Raw genomic sequence first — 16993 nt, 5'->3', positions numbered from 1 at the left:
TATGATGTATGATTATAAAAAAGCAAATTTAAGCATTTAAGATGAAATGAGGTTTATACTTTACAAATTTGAAGGCTTACTTTATTTGAATGTTTTAAAGTACATTATAGCTCTTGCTATGGAGTTTTTTAGGTGAAATTTAGTTTGTCCCTAAAAAGCATGGTATCTTTACAGGCAATACAGAAAAAGCTTTAACTATGATTGGACAACAGTTTTACCGACTGCTTCGCGATAGATTTCCTTATGAATTAACCTTAAAACAAGATGTCTTTTTGCAAAAGATAGCTGAGTTTGTTACAAATGACAAAGATGATCAATTGTTTGTCTTGAAAGGGTATGCTGGGACAGGTAAGACTACTTTATTGTCAAGTGTAGTAAATGAGCTCAAGATGATCAATAAGTTTGCGGTGATGCTTGCACCAACTGGTAGGGCTGCTAAGGTAATAAGCAACTATTCGCAAAGACCAGCCTTTACTATTCACAAGCACATCTACTACCCAAAGCCAAGTAATAGCGGTGGCGGTATGAGATACACCATGCGAAATAATCGACACAAAAACACCATATTTATTGTTGATGAAGCCTCTATGATTGGAGATATGAGCGCTTCTGATAGTAATATGTATCCTCATGGTTCTCTCTTGGATGATTTAATCTATTATGTGTATTCAGGTATAAACTGTAAGTTGATTCTCATTGGAGATTCCGCTCAGTTGCCCCCAGTGAACATGCAAGTAAGTCCTGCTTTGGATATCGATCAATTGGGGTTTCAGTTTAATATGGATGTACAGTATATTGAATTAGATGAAGTAATGCGTCAAGAGGAGGATTCAGGTATTTTGTATAATGCTACAGAGTTGCGATCACTATTAGATACTGCTTTTTTTGATACTTTTCAGTTTGATGTAAAAGGCTTTAAAGATATCGTTAGATTAGTCGATGGTTACGATATTCAAGATGCTATTTATTCCTCGTATTCAAATAGTGGGCCAGAAGAAACTGCTTTTATTGTGAGATCTAATAAGCGTGCAAATGCCTATAATCAACAGATAAGAGCTCGGATTTTGGATAAAGAAAGTGAAATTTCCAGTGGTGATTTGCTCATGGTTGTTAAGAATAATTATTATTGGCTAAAGGATTCAACGATAACAGATTTTATAGCCAATGGAGATATTATTGAAGTGCTCGAAATATATAAGACGATAGAACTATATGGGTTTAGGTTTGCCAATGTTCGCGTACGAATGATTGATTATCCTGATATGAAGAGTTTTGATACGATCGTTTTGTTAGATACTTTAACAAGTGAATCTCCTGCCTTAACTTACGAACAGCAAAACTACTTTTATCAGCAAGTAATGTTAGACTATCAAGATGAAATTTCTAAGTATAAAATGGTTCAGAAGGTAAAGGAAAACGAGTATTTCAATGCATTACAGGTAAAGTTTTCCTATGCTATCACTTGCCATAAGTCACAAGGTGGTCAATGGGAAACTGTTTTTATAGAACAGCCCTATTTGCCAGATGGAATCTCACCAGAGTATATTCGTTGGCTATATACAGCTATGACTCGTGCAAAGGATAAATTGTATTTAATAGGGTTTAAGGATGAGTTCTTCATAGGAGAATAGTTCTTTGTGTAATCTTTTGAACTTCTATAGGTAATTGAAAATACAGGCAATAAATATTCTAAACAGTACTTATAGTAAGTGATCAGTTTTACAAATTCTACAATTGATAAAAAATTGCTTATATAGTTATTTCAATGAATTTTAATGAGGTGCTTTTTCTTACCTTTGGAAGGTAAACAAGAATAATAGAAATGAAAATTATAGCCGTAATTCCAGCAAGATATGCTTCAACGCGTTTCCCGGCCAAATTGATGCAAGATTTGTGTGGGAAAACAGTGATTAGAAGAACATATGAAGCAACAATACACACTAATTTGTTTGATGATGTTTTTGTTGCAACAGATTCAGAGCTTATTTATAATGAGATAGTTAATAATGGGGGAAAGGCTGTTATGAGTATCAAGCAGCATGAGAGTGGTAGTGATCGAATAGCCGAAGCTGTAAAGGATATTGATGCAGATATTATCATCAATGTACAAGGAGACGAACCCTTTATCAATAAAAGCAATTTAGAGAGTTTGATTGCTATTTTTAAAGAAGACAAGCAGAAACAAGTCGATTTAGCTTCTTTAATGACTCCAATTGATGACTGGCAGGTAATAGAGAACCCAAATAACGTCAAAGTGGTCGTAGATGAATCTAATACAGCCCTTTATTTCTCAAGATCTGTAATTCCATATCCAAGAGAAAAGAATGCGGGTGTACAATATTATCAACATATCGGGATTTACGCCTTTAGAAAACAAGCTTTGCTTGAGTTTACTACTTTGCCAATGAAGTTCTTAGAAGCCTCTGAAAAATTAGAGCAATTGCGTTATTTAGAGTATGGTAAACGCATCAAAATGGCTAAGACAAATCACGTTGGAATTGGAATTGATACTTTTGAAGATTTAGAAAAAGCTATAAAAATGTTGAAAGATAATCCAAGTTTAGGATATTAAGCAACGATAGGAAGAATAGACAAAAAGGGATAGTTATTTTTTTATAACTATCCCTTTTTGTATGATATACTTTGTTTTAATAAGCCGTATTAATATTTTCAGGAGCTTTAACAACAGGTGTTTTAATAACTGTTTTCCATTGAGCAGGGAAACGCGTATCAATAACTGAATTTTCTAAGAAGATAATTAAGTTTTTAGAACGATCTCTGTTGTAGTCGAGTTTGTTTAATTCCACATTAGTTTTGAGAAATACTTCTCCTAAGTGTGAATAATACCCTTCTAAACTCGTATCAAAGTAGTCTTGAGATTGAAGAACTCCAAATTTAAAAAGATCATTCTCTGTCAGGAATAACGTTTCTTTAATGGGAATAGCAAATTCGTAAGTCAGGTGATCTCTGTTGATGTCTTTTTGTAATATTAAGAATGGTTTATCTACAACTTCAATGTTGTTTTGGTCTAAAAAATGCTTAATATTAGTATAAGCCTTATTGATATCAATATTTAGTGTTCCTAAAGTAGATTCTTTATAGAAAGATATATAATTAGTGTTCTTAATCCTTTTTTTACCTCTTACTTCGATTTTGTAATCTTTGTATTGTTTCAAAAAGTAAACAATGAGATTATTTATGTTCTTTTCAATAGAAGAAGAAACAACTTGATTTGGGTTTCCTTGAAAGAAAGTAATTAATTTTGTCTTTAAATCCAGACGACCTTGAAAGGTAAAATTAATATCTGTTTTATTCTTGTTGTTTTTAAATGACCAAAAGATATTGGAAATTTTATCATCGTATAAAATATCTTGGGACAAACTGTCATAGGGATGTTTATATTCTTCTTTGATAGGGAAACTTCCAATATTGTCAATAGATATATCATATATACCATTACCTTGTTTTTGAATGTCAATCCAGTCAGACCATAAATCTAAATTTTCTATATATTCATATACTACTTCTTTGGGGGCATCTACAGTAAACTTTTGTTCTACTTTGAAAGTAGGACTTTGAGTTAAAATAAATACTGTAAGTGAAATTGCACCAAGTAAGATTAACAATAAGAAGTATTTGAATATTTTCATGACTGTTTCATTTAAAAAGCATTGATTTTATTTTAATACGTTTTTAAGTAAGAATAATGAGCCTATAAAAGCAAAAAAAGCAAGTAGTACCCATAATCTATTCTTATAATAAACTTTATGCAGTTTTAGATCTTTGCGATAGACAATGATTAAAACAATGGCAAAGGTTACAATGAAAAAGATTGCGAATTTAATTTGACCTTCAGTAAACATAATTAGTAATTTTTACAAAAATAGGGAAAAGCATGTAATATTAGATATAAAAAACGGCAGAAAGTTCTGCCGTTTTAAAATACTGTATTTATTGAGAAAAATTAGATAGTTTCAGTCCATCCAAATGTATCCTCAATGTGTTTTTGTTGAATTCCTTGTAATGCTGTTTTTAATTGAATAGCATAAGAATTTTCATTTGCAATTTCTGGTAATTGGTAGTATTTGTCTTGGTAAGCAAATCCTTCAATTTGACCAACAGTTACAGCTGTTCCAGCTCCAAAAATTTCTTTTAATTCTCCTTTTGCTTGAGCATCTAATAAGTCTTGAACTACAATTGACTTCACTTCAACTTTAATTCCTTTGCTTTCAGCAATAGCAATTAAACTTTTTCTAGTCACACCATCCAAGATTCTTTCACTAGTAGGAGCTGTGATTAAAGTATCTCCAATTCTGAAGAATACGTTCATAGTACCAGCTTCTTCTAATTTTGTATGTGTAGTGTCATCTGTCCAAATAACTTGTTGGTACCCTGCTTCTTGAGCCAATTTTGTTGGGTAGAATTGTCCAGCATAGTTTCCAGAGCATTTTGTTGATCCTACTCCACCATTTGCAGCACGGCTATAGTGTTCAGCGATTTGAACTTTTACTTTACCTGAATAATATGTACGTGCAGGCGAAAGGATGATACAGAACATAAATTCTGAAGATGGTCCTGCTACTACACCTGGGTGTGTTCCTATCATAAAAGGACGAATATAAAGAGCATTTCCTTCTCCTTTTCTTACCCATTCTTGATCTAATTGCAATAAAGCTTTCAATCCATCAACAAAACGAGCTTCATCAATTTGAGGCATTGCTAAACGCTCTGCTGATTTGTTAAAACGAGCCCAGTTTTCTCTTGGTCTAAATAACCAAACTTTATCATTTTCATCTTTGTAAGCTTTCATTCCTTCAAAGATAGCTTGTCCATAGTGGAATACATTAACTGATGGCTCAAATGACATTGGTCCATAAGGTTTGATTTCTACTTGTCCCCATTTACCATCTTTGTAGTGGCAAACTAACATGTGGTCTGTGAATACTGAACCGAATTTTACGTTTTCAAAGTCGATTGAACCTATTTTAGACTTTTCTACTTTTTGGATAGAAATGCCAGCAGTTGTTTCTAAACTCATTATTTTAATGTTTTACGATTGTCTATTTCTGGTTATGTCATGCAATTTATAAAAATAAGCAAGACATTGCAAATTTATCAAAAATATAAAGGATTATTCGTGTCTTGTTGAACTTTATCTAAAATGATGTAGTAATTATTGTTTAATTAGAATTATTTACTGAAATTATAATAATATGTGAGTTTTGTGTAGCGTATTGAATTGTTTTTAATTTATTTTTTTGAAGTACTTTTGTCTTATGTCTATTTAATAAGGTATAAAATATGAAAAAATTAGCTTTTTTAGTTTTAATTGGTGCAACTGTTTTTACGGCGTGTAAGGGAAAAGTTGAAACACCTGAAACAGCAGTTGTTTTAAACGAAAATGACTTTGCCTTTTTTGGAGAAAAGTTTGCTCTTACTGATGAGTTGAAAGATAAAGAATACATTTATTCTCAATATCAAACAATGCAGAAAGGCGATACAGTTCAGGTGAAGTTTGCTTCTAATATTAATGAAGTTTGTCAGAAAAAAGGATGTTGGATTAGCCTTGACCTGGGTCATGATAAAAAGAGCTTCGTCAAGTTTAAAGATTATGGGTTCTTTGCTCCAATGAATGCAAGTGGACATGAAGTTGTTGTGAATGGAAAAGCTTTTGTTTCGATTATATCTGTTGACGAGTTAAAACACTATGCAAAGGATGCTGGAAAAACGGAAGAAGATATTGCAAAGATCGTGGAACCTAAAATTACTTATGGCTTTTTAGCTGATGGTATTGCTATTAAAAACGAGAAGCCAAATGTGGAATAAGTATTTATCTTTTTTGTGTTTTATGCTACTTTTGATTAGTTGTAATGACAAAAAGGAAGTAGAAAACGGCCCATCAAAGCAAGCTTCAGTAGAGAAAACTAAATTTGAGATGTATAATTTATCTCCTATGGCGGCCTTAATGGAGCAGATGTATGGACAAATGAATCAAGTGAAGCAAATTATAAAAGAAGGTGGAGATTCATTGGATTTGGGTGATTTTCCCGAACTACACAATGATTTACTAACAGCCGAGCTTACTGACCCCACTGACAAGGATTTCTTTTTTATAGAACAAGCAGAACAGTTTTTAAAATTGGAACGTGTATTATTTCAAAGTAACAGAGCCAATGCTGTTGAAAACTTTAATGCAGTTGTTAACTCTTGTTTAACTTGTCACAAGAAGAAATGTGGAGGACCTATTCCGCGTATTCAAAAGTTATTGATTAAATGAAGCGAAAAGTTATAACAACAGAGGATGGTTCAACTTCAATCCAGATGGAAGATTGGGGTGAAACTTATCACTCTATATACGGAGCAGTACAGGAAGCAAAGCACGTCTATATAAAGCACGGATTACAAAAAGTAATAGATAAGGAGCAGGTTGCTATTTTAGAAATGGGATTTGGTACTGGGTTAAATGCTTATTTGACTTATTTAGAAGCGAAAGGCAAAGCAAAGGTTGCTTACCATACTATTGAGGCTTTTCCAGTTTCCGATACAGAATTGGAGGCGTTGAATTACTTTTCTTTAGCAGAACAAGCAGAAGATAAAGTTGTTTATCGAAAGCTTCATGAGGTATCTTGGGATATTGAGCAGATTATTACTCCTGATTTCACGTTGTTTAAAATGCTTAATAAATTCGAACTTCAAGAACTTGAAAGCAATAGATATGATCTCATTTACTTTGATGCATTTGGCTATCCTTATCAACCAGATCTGTGGTCCGAAGAAATTTTTGCAAAAATGTATGCTTGTCTTAAAATAGGAGGTGTATTGACGACTTATGCTTGTAGGGGAGTTATTAATCGAACAATGAAGAAAGTTGGGTTTGAGATTGAGAAAGTACCTGGTCCACCAGGTAAGAGAGAAATGGTAATTGCCTATAAGCGATAAAGAATATTAAAGAAGGTATAGAGACGTTGAGTCTTCAGTAGAAAGGTAGGTTTTAATCGAATCTACCTTTTTTTATGCAACAAATTCTTTTGGAAACTTGCCTTGCAAACGGTCTTTTATTAGATGATATTCTAAGATGCTTTGCTATCGTCATTTTATGACGTAGACAAAAGAGTTTTAAATGTGTGTATTCATGTATAGAATTTACGTGATAGTTAATATATAGTGTATTATATGTTATAATAGTGAAATTGATTTATAAAAATCGCAATATTTAACTTTTTAATTTTTATTTATTGATTTAATATGTTAATGTGTATATATTTGTCATGTTATAGTTTTTTAAATAAAAGTAGTTATGGAAGTTGAGTTGAATTATGTCAAAACAGTATTACACAATGTGAGTTTTGATTCAACCCTATTTAATAAGGAGTTAAAAAAGGCAACAACGACGTTATTGCCTTATGATTTAGAAAGATTACATCAATGGGTAGGAGAGTATGTCGAGATGAAACCAGAGTTGAAGGAATCAATTGAATTTAGTTTATAGTTTGGAAAGGCTTATTTCTTTTTTGGAAATAAGCCTTTTTTTATGCGTTAGCTGTTTTGTTCTACTTTATAGTTTGTGTATTTTTACGAGGTTTAAATTTTAGAAGTAATAAAGAATGAATAAAGTTATAGTAGGAGTAATAGCCACTGCTTCTGTTTTTTTTGCAAGTTGTAAGACAGAACATAAAAATGAAGCTAAAGTTGCTGAAGATTTAATCGAAGAAACTCTTGTGCAAGAAGAATTGACTACAGATGAGTTAGAAGATATTGTTACATTATTTATCGCAAGTGAAAAAGCAGATTGTGCAGGTGTAGCTGAGATGAAGTGCCTTTTGGTTAGAGAAACGGAGGATATGCCGTGGGAATTGATGTACGATCCAATAGAAGGTTTTACTTATGAGCCAGGGTATGAATATAGTTTAGAAATTAAAAGAGAAACTGTAGCTAATCCCCCTGCAGATGGTTCATCCATACGCTATATTTTAGTGAGAGAAATTTCTAAAATAAAAAAGAATTAACCATGACGCCTTCGATAATCCTCAGTGATGATCGGGTTCTCTTACGACCATTAGAGCAACATGATGTAGATAATTTATTGGTTTTTTCGGAGAATGAACCAGAAATATGGGATTATTCACCTACAACTGGTGCGGGCAGAGAGAATCTCGAAAAGTATATTGGTCAGGCTTTAAAAGATAGAGAGCATAAGCTTTCTTTACCTTTCATCGTTTATGATAAGAATATAGATGAGTATATTGGTAGTACGCGTTTATACAATATTAATCCTGTTCAAAAAACACTGCTTATTGGCTATAGTTGGTACGGTAAGAAATATCGTGGCACTGGGGTAAATAAGCATTGTAAATACGTTTTATTAAAGTATGCTTTTGAGGTATTGGAGATGGAAAGAGTAGAGTTTCGTGCGGACTTTTCAAATCAAAGAAGTATTGCTGCGATGAAAAGCATAGGTTGTACTTTGGAGGGAGTGTTGAGATCGGATACTCTAATGAGAGATGGACGCAGACGAGATACTGCAGTATTGAGTATTTTGAAATCGGAGTGGTTTGAAACTGTCAGGGAGAAGTTAGAGCATAAATTATAATATAAAAAAAAGCGATTTTAATCGCTTTTTTTTATGCTATAATTTATCAATAAGTTTTCTTCTTTGATCACCTGTGGTTTTAAAGTGGGTGGGTGTGAGCCCTGTTACTTTCTTGAATTGTTTGCTTAGATGTGCAACACTGCTATAATTAAGTAAGTAAGCGATCTCTTTTAAGCTTATCTCATCATAGACTAACAGTTCTTTTACGCGTTCAATTTTCAAAATAATGAAGTACTGTTCGATAGTTGTCGACTCTAATGAGGAGAAAAGCGTACTAAGAGCATGGTAATCTTGATTCATTTGCTCACTAATGTAATTTGAAAGAGGTGTTTCTAAATAGGCATTGTTTTTTTGCACTAACTCTATTAGTAAGCTTTTGATTTTTGTGACAATTTTACTTTTGCGATCGTCTAATAATTCAAAACCAATAGCTTCAAGACGATCTTTTATTTCTCCTAATTGAGTGTCACTTAGAGACTCTTTAATTTCTACTTCGCCTAAATCAATATTGATAACTGTATATTTTAACTCTGTAAACAAGCTTTCTACTGCCATTTTACATCGAGTACAAACCATATTTTTAATATAAATATTCATTATTTCACTATTAGTAATTGTCAAAGATACTAAATCACATTCGAACATAAACGAGTAGTAGAAATATAGTTATTCGGCATAAGTACTCTTTTACTTATATTATTAAACCGAATTTGTAAACAATAGTTTTTGTTTTACTATTATCTGTATCATGCTAAATGTGTAATAATAAGTATAACCGTATTTAGAAAATTCGGTTATAAAAAAACGGCATAGAATATACTCTATGCCGTTTAGCTTATTATAAGTGATGATATCTTGAAAATAAAAAATTAATTTATTTCGTTACTTCATCGATTAGATAGAATATAGACTTAAAGTTTACTCCTCCATATTCTGTTAGGCCAATTTCACAAGTTCTACTTGTTGAAAAACCATCGTTACAATCTTTTATCAATTGTTCTTTGAGATGTCTATTTCCGTGCTTGTTTAATTCAGGAAGTGTAAACCCTCTATCTCCGGCAAATCCACAACAATTACTATCGATGTAATTTACTTTTTCAGCACACATCTTTGTTAATTCTAATAACTTAGCTTCAAGTCCCACTTTTTTTACTGAACACACAGGGAATACATTAATTTGCTTTCTTGGTGTTTTAATTGGCAAATGTGGCATAACGAAATCTAACATAAATTCTATCGGATCGTACATTTTTAGTTTACCTCCTTGATGTGCTTCGTGGAAAGTATAGAAACAAGGGCTCATATCGAATATTACAGGATACTTGCCGTCTTCTGTTGCTTTGAGTAAAGCCAGTTCTAATTCAGAAGATTTTGTATGTCCTTCTTCTTTCATTCCTTTGCTACTAAATGGCATACCACAGCACATATTATTTACATTTTCGGGATAAATAATAGTATAGCCAGCGCGTTTTAATAGTTCTTCTGTTTTTGCAGTTAGATCTACATCGGATTTAGGGTAATCCTGAGATTTTCCCATTGTTCTGTTGATACAAGATGGGAAGTAAACAACTTTTCGGTCTTGTCCTGGATTGATTGTCGATTCTGTTATTTTGTGTTTATTGCCTTTAGGCATAGCCACATTCCATTGCGGAATTTTGTTTGCAGATATTTTGCGCATTCCACTGGATACGCTTGTCATGATCTTGTTACCTAAGATATTCTGGAACACGCCAACCGTGTTTAGTGCTTTTCTACCCATAGCAGTTACGCGATCCATATTTTCTACAAAATACTCCGCATTCTTTCTATCTTTTTCAGTGATTTCGCTATGACGAATATCTTTAATATACTTTCCTGTATCAATTTTTACGGGGCAAGCTAAGGCACACAATCCGTCTGTCGCACAAGTTTCATCAGCATAGTAATGTGTACTATTTACTAAATTCTCAAGTTCTTCTGTATTTTTACCCAAATTCTTTAATCTGGCAATCTCTCTACCAACTACGATACGTTGTCTTGGAGACAGAGTCAAGCCTTCAGATACACAGTGTGATTCACAGAATCCACATTCGATACACTTGTCCACAATCTCATTCGTAGCAGGAGAAGCTTTAAAGTTCTCTAAGTGTACATGAGGGTTTGCGTTGATAATAACACCAGGATTGACTAAGCTGTGTGGGTCAAAGATAGCTTTGACTTTTAGCATAATGTCATACGCCTGCTCGCCCCATTCCTTTTCTACGAATGGCGCCATATTACGACCAGTACCATGCTCTGCTTTTAGAGACCCATCGAAACGGTCTACGACTATCTCTACCAAGTCGTCCATTAGCTTCGCATAGCGATCTATTTCTTCTTGTGTAGAAAAGTCCTGAGAAAATACTAAGTGTAAATTTCCTTCTAAGGCATGACCAAATAAGACAGCATCGTCGTATTTTAACTCCGCGAACAACTTCTTCATAGCGATGCAGGCATCTGCCAATTTCTCTACAGGGAATGCTACGTCTTCAATGATACAAGTAGTACCTGTTTCTCTTAAAGCTCCAGTTGTTGGTAATAGACCATTTCTGGCTTTCCAATTAAAGGCATATTGTTGAGGTTCTGAAGTGAACTCAAAAGGTTTATAAGTAGGAGTAGGCGTGATGGCCTCTCTAATTTGTTGTTGTTTAATAGCCATGTCTTCTGCATTCTCAGCTTGTGCTTCTACAAGTAGGATACAGGCTGTATCTGGCAGTGTTTTAAAGTATTCAGGAGCCAATGGCTCGTCTTCTATAGACTTGATACTGTTTCTGTCTAACAATTCTACGGCGGCTACAGGACTCTTTTTAAGATACGGAACAGCTTGACACGCTTTTTCTATAGTCTCAAATATCATCAGTGTACAAGCCTTGTGCTTGAAGTTTACGACTGTATTATAAGTAATATCAGAGATGAAAGCAAGAGTTCCCTCAGATCCTATCATAATGTGTTTGATGATTTCGTAAGGATCGTGGTAATCAATAAAAGCGTTAAGGCTATAACCTGTAGTGTTTTTAATTTTAAACTTTCGTTCTATTCTTTCGTATAATGTGCGGTCTGTGTGAATAGCATCTCTAAGGCGCTCGATTTCTTGGATAATTTCGGGATGCTTCAGTGCAAACTCTTTTTTACTTTCTTCACTGGCAGTATTTAATACCGTACCATCGTATAGTACGATGGTGATATCAGCAATGGTGTTGTAAGAGTTCTGAGACGTACCACAGCACATCCCACTGGCATTGTTAGCTGCAATACCTCCGATCATAGCAGCATTGATAGAACCAGGATCTGGTCCGATTTTACGGCCGTAAGGAGCAAGGATAATATTAGCTCTACCACCGATAATACCTGGTTGAAACTTAGCTTGTAAGCCGTTATTTAAAATTTCATAATTTTTCCACTTATGTGTTGCTACCATAAGTACAGAGTCTGTTACAGCCTGTCCTGATAGACTCGTTCCCGCTGCGCGATAAGTTACTGGAACATGACACGCTGTTGCTGTTTTTAGTGTAGAGACAGCCTCCTCGTGATTGTGAACTTGAACAACTATCTTGGGAACTAATTTGTAAAAACTTGCATCTGTACCATAAGCTAACAATTGTATAGGATTAGTGATAATCCTATCTGCTTCAATGTAGTTAGCTAATTCGTCTTTAAATTTCTGATATTCTAATGGTAACATATTTTGTGATTTTATAAGCGTACAATTTACAAAACATCTAAAAAAGATATGAGAGAAGAGCTTTGTTTATACTCGGTATAAATAAGTTGATTGAAGAGATAGAGTTTATTCTTGAAACCTGTTTTATAAGATAATTATCTGACTAAAAATCTAACTAAAACAGAATTGACCTTGAATTGGTTTGATTAAGTGATTCTTTTTGGATGCGTTTAGTAGGGAGTTTTAAGGTGGTTTCTAGGGGAATGCTTGCACCTTTCTTCGAGAAAAAGGCCTTCTGGGCAAGAAAACCCCAAGAAACCTCCAAGGAAGTGCAAGGAAAATACGATATGGTTTGTATAGAGTGCTTATTAAAGTTTAGTGAAGAGAGGAGATGTGTAAACTGTTTTATCTTATATGGTTAGGTATGTGAATAACTGTTAGATTATCTATCCACATCTAAATTGGGGTAAATCAAAAAATGAGATTATGAAAGTTGATTGAAAGTTTTGTTAGTAGTAAATGTAGATTTAGAAAAGTGTTGGCAAGCGGTTTGTATGTTTTATAGATTTAGTTATGCTTTATTGTTGAGGTTTACTATTATACTCAAATTAAACAGTTATAGATTACAAGCTATGATTTACTGTATTAAAATAGAAAAAGCCTATTTAAATCATTTAAATAGGCTTTTCTATTTTAGAGAAGAGTATTATATTACAGCATAGGGGTAAAGATACCTGCATTTTCAATTAAATCATATTCTACTTGATAAAGAGGTTGTGTATACTTCTCTCGATCTTCTTTCTTAGTTATGTCGGTTTTTCCTGCATATTTTTTAACATGTACTCCTTTTTTTACAAATGGATCTCTTACTTCCACAGCATCTTGAGATATTTGAGGACGATGGTTGCTAAAATAAATTGTTCCCCCTTTAAAGAATCTAAATGTTACTGTTACTCTATTTTGTTCATCCTCATCAGCTCTGTATTCTGGCCAATACCAAGTAGCTCTAGTTTGGAATTGAAATTCTCGATTGTTTTTAGAAGTTAATATGTCTTTAGTAAGTGTATTCATATGTAATAAAGCATATTCGGTTCTTGTTGAACCCGTATGAGTTCCAGAACTATATAAGAAAGGAACTTTCTTATTAGGGTCTGCGTTAGTACTGGCAGAACGAGACTCTACGTATTCAATATCGTATAATCTCTTTTTTCGATAACCAACAAATTGATCATCTACTTCTTCGTTTCCTGTTCCTCTAAGTTCAGAAGAAATGCAAATATGTATGTATTGGTTATTACTCCAATGAGGATCACCATCTTCTGCATAAACACTTAATAGGATATAATCAAAATCAGGCAAACGTACAAACTCTGAGTTTTGTCTCACTGTTATGGTACCTGTAAGATTATGGTCATCAACATGGGCCACTGTAATCTGTCCATCTACATTTCCTGGATTTTTAGCCTCACCTAATTGAAAAGTTAGTTTACCGTTTTCTAATTTAGGGGGAATATCCCAGTTAAAAACATCTTTAGAGTAACTCAATATTTCCCATTTCTCTTGTCCTCCATAAACAGACACAGCGTTCTGAGAGGTAACTAAACCATCCTCTGGACCTACACCAACTTTTAAAAGAGGACTATTAATCACTAACTCAAGGTTGGCTACTTGTAGTTCGGTAGCTCTATCAGGGTTGTTTTTTAAGGTAAAGGTATATGTCTTATTCCCAAAAACTGTATTTGAACGATTAAAGGTCATCGTTGTCGTATTTCCACTCGAGCTTGAGGTCATGGTAGAAGAATCTTCTAAACCAGACACTGTTTCGTCCCATTGAAGTCCTGGTTCACTTGGCGTTATTTCGGCTGTCCCACTAGTTTTGTTTTTAGTTAAATAGACGGTCTTTGGATAGATATTTATGGTGCGAGGAATTAAACCTAAACCACTCCACTTACGGCCATTCCAATGATAAACTCCATTACCATCTCCATTAAAGAGATTGTCGTTAGTATTAAATACTATTAGTCCCGAATGGGCAGAATCTAATTCAGTTTTGTCATATCCAGTCGAAAACATAGGATATAGGTTGTTTACATCCGTTAAGAAAACCCTTGGAAGTAACAATCCTTTATTGGCATTTTCTAAATCAGTTTGATTTGTCTCTAAGTTTTGTAATTGTAATATTGATCCTGGTGCAGGTATGCCCGGCTCGCCTATGATGACCTGTCCGCTGACAGTATCTATAGATAAGAAAAGGCTTAATAGCACTAATATTGCAGTATATTTTTTTTTCATAGTATTGATTTGTATTTTATACATGCCAGTATAAGAACAGCATGTATGTATGCTTACTAAGTTTAATTCCGTGAATTGGTTACATTAGATTAGAAGCGAAAACTCTATATCGGTGTTTTCTCTTGACTAAGGTATTTGCCCAAAGTGAATAGTAATCTAATTTACTCCTTCCATCGGTAAGAATAATCCCGCTTTTTCCACGAAGTCATACTCTATTTCATACAGTGGCTGCGTTAAACGATCTCTAACAGCAGGGTCAGTTACATCCTCTTCACCAGATGCCTTTCGAACGTTTATGTCTTTTTTGGAGAATTGATCTACGAGAATTCCTCCTACAATTTTAGGGAAATCTTGATCTTCATCCCAAACTAACCTACCTCCTTTGTAGAATGTGTAACTTACTGTAGCTTTATTTAGTGAGTCGTCCGTAGCATTTGGTGTTGGCCAAAACCAAGCAGCTCTACTCTGGAACTTGAATTCTCTATTGTGTTCAGATGTTAAAATTTCGTTAGCCAATAAAGACATGTTTAATACAGCATATTTGGGAAGACTATAACTTTCTCTGTGTCGAGAGGTACTTAAGAACTCCACTTTTTTAGAAGGTTTTTTATTTGTATTTGCGTAGCGTTCCATTATAATAACAGGTTCGTTTAAATCGGGATGTTCTTGTTGGTATCCTACGAATTGATAGTCAACTTCTGGATGTCCTGTGCCGCGAACTTCACTCGTTAAACACAATAAAACATATTGAGGATTCATACCTCCATCTTGAGCATAGAGTTCAGCTACAATATAATCGAAATCCGGTAGTCTTTTGAACTCAGAGTTTTGTCTAACAGTAATTTTTCCAGTTAAGGATTTGTCGTCTATATGCGCTACTATAATTTCGCCTTCTATGTTTCCTGCCATCTTAGCCTCACCTAGTTGAAAAGTTAACTTTCCATCTTCTAGTTTCGGAGGTATATCCCAGTTAAAAACGTCTTTAGAATAACTAATTACTTCCCATTTTTCTTGTCCTCCATGAGCTGTAACAGCGTTGCTTGATTGTACAATTCCATTTTTATCTCCTACACCAACTTTAAAAAGAGGAGTGTTAATCACTAACTCAAGGTTGGCAACTTGCAGTTCGGTAGCTCTATCAGGGTTGTTTTTTAAGGTAAAGGTATATGTCTTATTCCCAAAAACTGTATTTGAGCGATTAAAGGTCATCTTCTTTATATCTCCATTTGAATCAAGAGTCATAGTAGAAGAGTCCTCTATACCAGACACTGTTTCTTCCCATTGAAGACCTGGTATACTTGGAGCTATTTCGGCTGTCCCAGTAAGTTTGTTTTTAGATAAGTATACTATTTTTGGTGAGACATTAATGGAACGAGGAGTTAACCCTATACCATTCCACTTCTTACCACTCCAACTGTAAACACCTTTTCCGTCCCCATTAAAGTGGTCCTCATTAACGTTAAAAACAAGTAAGCCTGCATGAGCAAGATCTTGTTCTGTTTTATCATACCCTGGTGCGAACATAGGGTAAAGATTGTTTATATCGGTAAGCTTAACTCGAGGTAATAGCAATCCCTTGTTTGCGTTGATTAAGTTCGTAGCGTTTGACTCGAGATTCTGTAGTTGTAATATAGAGCCTGGCATCGGTACTCCCGATTCTCCCATAGTAACCTGCCCCACAGAAACATCTATTCTGAAGAAGAGAATTAATAGGAGAAAGGTAATCAAGTATTTATTTTTCATAGCAAAAGTTTTCTTTGTTTTTTAATGTTATTACAGCAGAATAACATGATACACTTTTTAATTATAGATTAAGATCTAGATTGGTCCACTTAGATCCGTCCCAAACGTAAATTCCGATACCTTTTCCGTTAACTAAGTTTTCATTGACATTAAAAACGAGTAACCCTATATGTATTGGATCTAATACACTTTTGTTATACCCTGTTGCAAACATTGGGTATAGGTTGTTTATGTCTGTCAGACTAACACGTGGTAATAACAGTCCTTTATTGGAATTAGTTAAGTCGTTTGGTTGATCAGGTAAGTTCTGAATTTGTAATAGTGTACCTTGCTTTGGTAACACTTTTTCTCCAATGACTATTTGTGAAAATGACGTATATGAATACAGAACAAAACACAAAAGTAAGAATGGGATATAATATTTGTTTTTCATAAAATTTTATTTTTATTTTTTAACAAATATACGTATTTAATAATTTTAATAGTAATTAATGTATGTTTTTTAAATAAGTTATGTTAAAATTGTTTGTTTTTTTAATATTATTTAACATGTGCTGCTCTGTTTATTAAGGAGGGACTAAAGAGGAGGAAAGTTCTATGGACTTAGATATTATAGTAGTTTTAGTTTAAGTAAGATTATAGAAGGAAGGATTTTATAGTGGAAAGATAGCTTGTATAATGTTTATTGA

At 33.8% G+C, this 16993-nt stretch carries 15 protein-coding genes; 8 read left to right on the top strand and 7 right to left on the bottom strand.

Annotation, left to right across the window (positions count from 1 at the left end):
• Positions 1–197: 197 nt before the first annotated feature.
• A complete protein-coding gene (locus GJV76_RS10770; protein ID WP_155092624.1) occupies positions 198–1631 on the top strand; it encodes an ATP-dependent DNA helicase in 1434 nt (477 codons plus the stop codon).
• Positions 1632–1822: 191 nt separating this feature from the next.
• Positions 1823–2572, top strand: a complete 750-nt coding sequence (kdsB, locus tag GJV76_RS10765; RefSeq protein ID WP_155092623.1) for a 3-deoxy-manno-octulosonate cytidylyltransferase — start codon at positions 1823–1825, stop codon at positions 2570–2572.
• Between the two features lie 76 nt (positions 2573–2648).
• Here the strand turns inward: kdsB and GJV76_RS10760 are convergent, their stop codons facing one another.
• Both GJV76_RS10760 and GJV76_RS10750 read right to left on the bottom strand, forming a co-directional pair.
• On the bottom strand, positions 2649–3650 hold the full coding sequence (locus tag GJV76_RS10760) for an SRPBCC family protein (protein ID WP_155092622.1): 1002 nt from the start codon (positions 3648–3650) through the stop codon (positions 2649–2651).
• Between the two features lie 314 nt (positions 3651–3964).
• Positions 3965–5038 carry a branched-chain amino acid aminotransferase gene (locus GJV76_RS10750; protein WP_155092620.1) on the bottom strand — a complete coding sequence of 358 codons (1074 nt, stop codon included), beginning with the start codon at positions 5036–5038 and terminating at the stop codon, positions 3965–3967.
• Positions 5039–5301: 263 nt separating this feature from the next.
• Here GJV76_RS10750 and GJV76_RS10745 point away from each other — a divergent pair, with 263 nt between their 5' ends.
• The 6 genes from GJV76_RS10745 (at position 5302) to GJV76_RS10720 (ending at position 8590) form a co-directional block, all read left to right on the top strand.
• A complete protein-coding gene (locus GJV76_RS10745) occupies positions 5302–5826 on the top strand; it encodes a DUF4920 domain-containing protein (protein ID WP_155092619.1) in 525 nt (174 codons plus the stop codon).
• The gene (locus tag GJV76_RS10740) at positions 5816–6277 is read left to right on the top strand and encodes a hypothetical protein (RefSeq protein ID WP_230381536.1); all 462 of its coding nucleotides are present in this window, start codon (positions 5816–5818) and stop codon (positions 6275–6277) included. The genes GJV76_RS10745 and GJV76_RS10740 overlap by 11 nt, the downstream gene beginning before the upstream one ends.
• On the top strand, positions 6274–6939 hold the full coding sequence (mnmD, locus tag GJV76_RS10735) for a tRNA (5-methylaminomethyl-2-thiouridine)(34)-methyltransferase MnmD (protein ID WP_155092618.1): 666 nt from the start codon (positions 6274–6276) through the stop codon (positions 6937–6939). Before GJV76_RS10740 ends, mnmD begins: the two co-directional genes overlap by 4 nt.
• Positions 6940–7297: 358 nt before the next feature.
• Positions 7298–7489, top strand: coding sequence for a hypothetical protein (locus GJV76_RS10730; RefSeq protein WP_155092617.1), 192 nt, complete (start codon positions 7298–7300; stop codon positions 7487–7489).
• Between the two features lie 115 nt (positions 7490–7604).
• Positions 7605–8006, top strand: a complete 402-nt coding sequence (locus tag GJV76_RS10725) for a DUF4377 domain-containing protein (RefSeq protein WP_155092616.1) — start codon at positions 7605–7607, stop codon at positions 8004–8006.
• A gap of 2 nt (positions 8007–8008) precedes the next feature.
• Entirely contained in the window at positions 8009–8590 is a 582-nt protein-coding gene (locus GJV76_RS10720; RefSeq protein ID WP_155092615.1) for a GNAT family N-acetyltransferase, read from the top strand.
• Positions 8591–8626: 36 nt separating this feature from the next.
• Here GJV76_RS10720 and GJV76_RS10715 read toward each other — a convergent pair whose 3' ends face one another.
• The 5 genes from GJV76_RS10715 to GJV76_RS10695 all read right to left on the bottom strand — a co-directional run bounded on the left by GJV76_RS10715 (position 8627) and on the right by GJV76_RS10695 (position 16737).
• Positions 8627–9187, bottom strand: coding sequence for a helix-turn-helix domain-containing protein (locus GJV76_RS10715; RefSeq protein WP_155092614.1), 561 nt, complete (start codon positions 9185–9187; stop codon positions 8627–8629).
• A gap of 277 nt (positions 9188–9464) precedes the next feature.
• Complete coding sequence (locus tag GJV76_RS10710) at positions 9465–12290, bottom strand: FAD-binding and (Fe-S)-binding domain-containing protein (protein WP_155092613.1); 2826 nt, start codon at positions 12288–12290, stop codon at positions 9465–9467.
• A 690-nt stretch (positions 12291–12980) separates the two neighbouring features.
• On the bottom strand, positions 12981–14561 hold the full coding sequence (locus GJV76_RS10705) for a hypothetical protein (protein WP_155092612.1): 1581 nt from the start codon (positions 14559–14561) through the stop codon (positions 12981–12983).
• A gap of 156 nt (positions 14562–14717) precedes the next feature.
• Positions 14718–16304 (bottom strand): hypothetical protein, encoded by a 1587-nt coding sequence (locus GJV76_RS10700; protein WP_155092611.1) that lies wholly within the window; start codon positions 16302–16304, stop codon positions 14718–14720.
• Positions 16305–16365: 61 nt separating this feature from the next.
• Complete coding sequence (locus GJV76_RS10695) at positions 16366–16737, bottom strand: hypothetical protein (protein ID WP_155092610.1); 372 nt, start codon at positions 16735–16737, stop codon at positions 16366–16368.
• Positions 16738–16993: the final 256 nt, after the last annotated feature.

The organism is Myroides albus, assembly GCF_009711045.1.
Classification (GTDB): Bacteria; Bacteroidota; Bacteroidia; order Flavobacteriales; family Flavobacteriaceae; genus Flavobacterium; species Flavobacterium album_A.
The sequence above is the reverse complement of the archived record's forward strand: the minus strand, read 5'-3'. Positions and strand labels throughout refer to the sequence as shown.